Below are 2,767 nucleotides of genomic sequence, written 5' to 3'. Positions count from 1 at the left end.
GGTGGGGTGTGGCTTGTCGCGCAGTTCCCCGCGCCCCTGGGGGTGGTCGCTGGCTGTGGTGGGGTGTGTGTAGGTTGTGTGTGGGGGCTTGGTAACTGCCGCATCCTCGCGGTCAGTCGGGTCGGCGTTGCCGTGCGATCCGTGATCTGCGATGTCCTGGCCAGGATGGTGCGCTGCGCGGTGAGTGCCTGATCCGCCGCGGCGGATGCCTTGTTCGCTCCGCCGGTTTCGACGTCACCGTTCCCCGGCGCACTCTTCCCTTCGCCTGATGGTGGCGTCGCCGCCACGCGCGTACCCGACTGTCCCCGCGTATGGTGTGGGACGGGTTCTTCAAGTCCGCCCCGCAGGCGCCCCGTCCTCGCTAGAATCTTCACCCTTATGCCTTTGGCCAGGAGAGATGCAGGGGCCCGGCTGGGGTGTCGGGTGCCGCCGTAAAGGTTCCGCCGTGTCGGCGGTGCTGCCGGTGCCTTCTGGAACCGTTGCCGTTCGTCCCGTTGACACCCCGCACTCACCCTTTTAGTGTCACGGCAAACTTCCGCCCATGTGACGAAATTTCGAACGGTTGAAAGGCAAGTGCTCTGCGTATCACCGGATTCAGCACACACGTGGCCGGAACGCCGTGGCGCAGCCTGACGTACGTACAGGTGGACACCGGCAACGCACTGATCGGTGATCCACGGGACGCGGAGGCGTCCGAGCGCCGACTCGGGCGACGTGCGGGGCGACTTGCCCCTCAATCGTTTCAGCGGGATCCGCCGGCTGTTCACGTCCCTTGAGGCATGTGCGCCAGGTTCCTCGACAACCTCGGTGGCTGGTCCGCCGCGGCGCACCGCCCTGCCTGAGGTCCTGTCCGTCCGGGACGCCCGGGATCCACCCGTACGGCACCCGTCCGTGGGGCCCGACCCTCGCTCTCGACCTGCTCGCAGGCTGCCCGGCCCGCTCCACCGCTTTCCCTTGACATCTGATACGCCGTCATCCTCTCAACGACGAGAAGAACAAGGAACGATCACCATGTACACCCGAAGATCCGCCCTCGCCGTCACCGCCGGAGCCGCCTCCCTCGCCCTCATCATGTCCGGCTGCGGCGAGAGCAGCGAGAGCAGCAGCAGCTCCGGGGGCGGCACCATCGGCATCGCCATGCCGACCCGGGCCTCCGAGCGCTGGCTCACCGACGGCAAGAGTGTCGTCACCGACCTGAAGGCCAAGGGGTACAAGACCAAGCTGGTCTACGGCGACGACGACCCGGACAGACAGGTCTCACAGATCGAGAACCTGGTCAAGCAGGGCGTCGACGCGCTGATCATCGCGGCCATCGACAACAAGTCGCTGAACAACGTCGTCAAGCAGGCCGCCGACGCGAACATCCCGGTGATCTCCTACGACCGGCTCATCCTCGGCACCAAGAACGTCGACTACTACGTCTCCTTCGACAACGAGCAGGTCGGCCGGCTCCAGGCCCTCCACATCATCGACGAGCTCGGCCTGGAGGACGGCAAGGGCCCGTTCAACATCGAGCTCTTCGCGGGTTCCCCCGACGACAACAACACCAAGTACTTCTTCGACGGTGCGATGCACCTCCTGCAGCCGTTCCTGGACAGCAAGCAGCTGGTCGTCCCGTCCGGCCAGACCGAGCTCGACAAGATCACCACCCTGCGCTGGGACGGGCCCACCGCGCAGAAGCGCATGGAGGGCATCCTCGCCAGGACGTACGGGACCAAGAAGGTCGACGCGGTCCTGTCGCCGTACGACGGCATCTCCCTCGGCGTCCTGGCCGCGCTGAAGGCGGACGGCTACGGCTCCGGCAGCAAACCCCTCCCGGTCATCACCGGTCAGGACGCCGAACTGGCCTCGGTGAAGTCGATCATCGCAGGGGAGCAAGGGCAGACCGTCTACAAGGACCTCCGCGAGCTCGCCGAGGTCGCCGCGCTCATGGTCGACGACATCCTCACCGACAAGCCGGTGGAGGTGAACAACAGAAGGTCCTACAACAACGGCGCCAAGCCCGTGCCCGCCTACCTGCTGCAGCCGACGAGCGTCGACAAGACCAACTACAAGGAAGTCCTGGTCCTGAGCGGCTATTACACCGCCGCCGACCTCAAGTAGCCGTACGGCACAGGTCGAGAAGGACGCCGGTCAAGCGGCGGCACGCTTCTGCTCCGGGAGCTCGCAGGAATGCCGCCGCTCACCGGCCTCACGGCCCCACCGGCCTCACGGCCCCACCGGCCTCACGGCCCCACCGGCCTCGCGTTCACCCGGGGTTCGGGACGTGGACGTGGTTGTCCTGTGTGAGGACCGGCCGTCCCTCAAGACGGCCTGCTGGATCTTCCCTTTCCGGTCTTTCCGGTCTTTCCGGAAGTGTGGCTCCCCTGCCTCTGACGTCCCCGCCCGTTCTCGGCCGGGTGAGACGCTTGGGTCGGGCGGAGGCTCTGGGGCTCGTTCGTCTCCGATTCCAGACGCTTTCTCGTCGCCACGCCGTACACGCCCGGCTCGTCGTCGGCGATGCCTCGGCTGAACTGGTAGCCGCGTACCGCCGCTTCGACCTGTTCGTCGAAGTTCTCGTCGATGTCGCCGAAGTAGAACTTCGACTGGTTGAGGCGGAGCTGTAGTTCGGTGACCTCGGGGCCGTCGTCGCCCAGGCGGAGGGTCTGGGGGACGCGCTGCTGGTCGGCCTCGTCGGAGCCCGGGGCCTTGGGGGCGGCCGTGGCACTGGACGTGGGGGCCGTCCTGGTCGGGGTCGTCGAGGGAGAGGGGGACGACGAGGCGCGGG

At 66.9% G+C, this 2,767-nt stretch carries 2 protein-coding genes; one reads left to right on the top strand and one right to left on the bottom strand.

What is annotated here, in order from left to right:
* The first annotated feature begins 1,011 nt into the window (after nt 1-1,011).
* Entirely contained in the window at nt 1,012-2,103 is a 1,092-nt protein-coding gene (gene chvE, locus FNH04_RS44280) for a multiple monosaccharide ABC transporter substrate-binding protein (RefSeq protein ID WP_152791881.1), read from the top strand.
* Nucleotides 2,104-2,303: 200 nt separating this feature from the next.
* Here the strand turns inward: chvE and FNH04_RS44275 are convergent.
* Nucleotides 2,304-2,767 (bottom strand): peptidoglycan-binding domain-containing protein (locus tag FNH04_RS44275; RefSeq protein WP_228031990.1); only part of this gene is annotated, 464 nt, incomplete at its 5' end.

Source organism: Streptomyces phyllanthi, from assembly GCF_009377205.1.
GTDB classification, from domain to species: domain Bacteria; phylum Actinomycetota; class Actinomycetes; order Streptomycetales; family Streptomycetaceae; genus Streptomyces; species Streptomyces phyllanthi.
The sequence above is the reverse complement of the archived record's forward strand: the minus strand, read 5'-3'. Positions and strand labels throughout refer to the sequence as shown.

Excerpts from the sequence above, each read along its gene's own strand:
- chvE (WP_152791881.1), top strand. The coding sequence starts at position 1,012 with ATGTACACCCGAAGATCCGCCCTCGCCGTCACCGCCGGAGCCGCCTCC.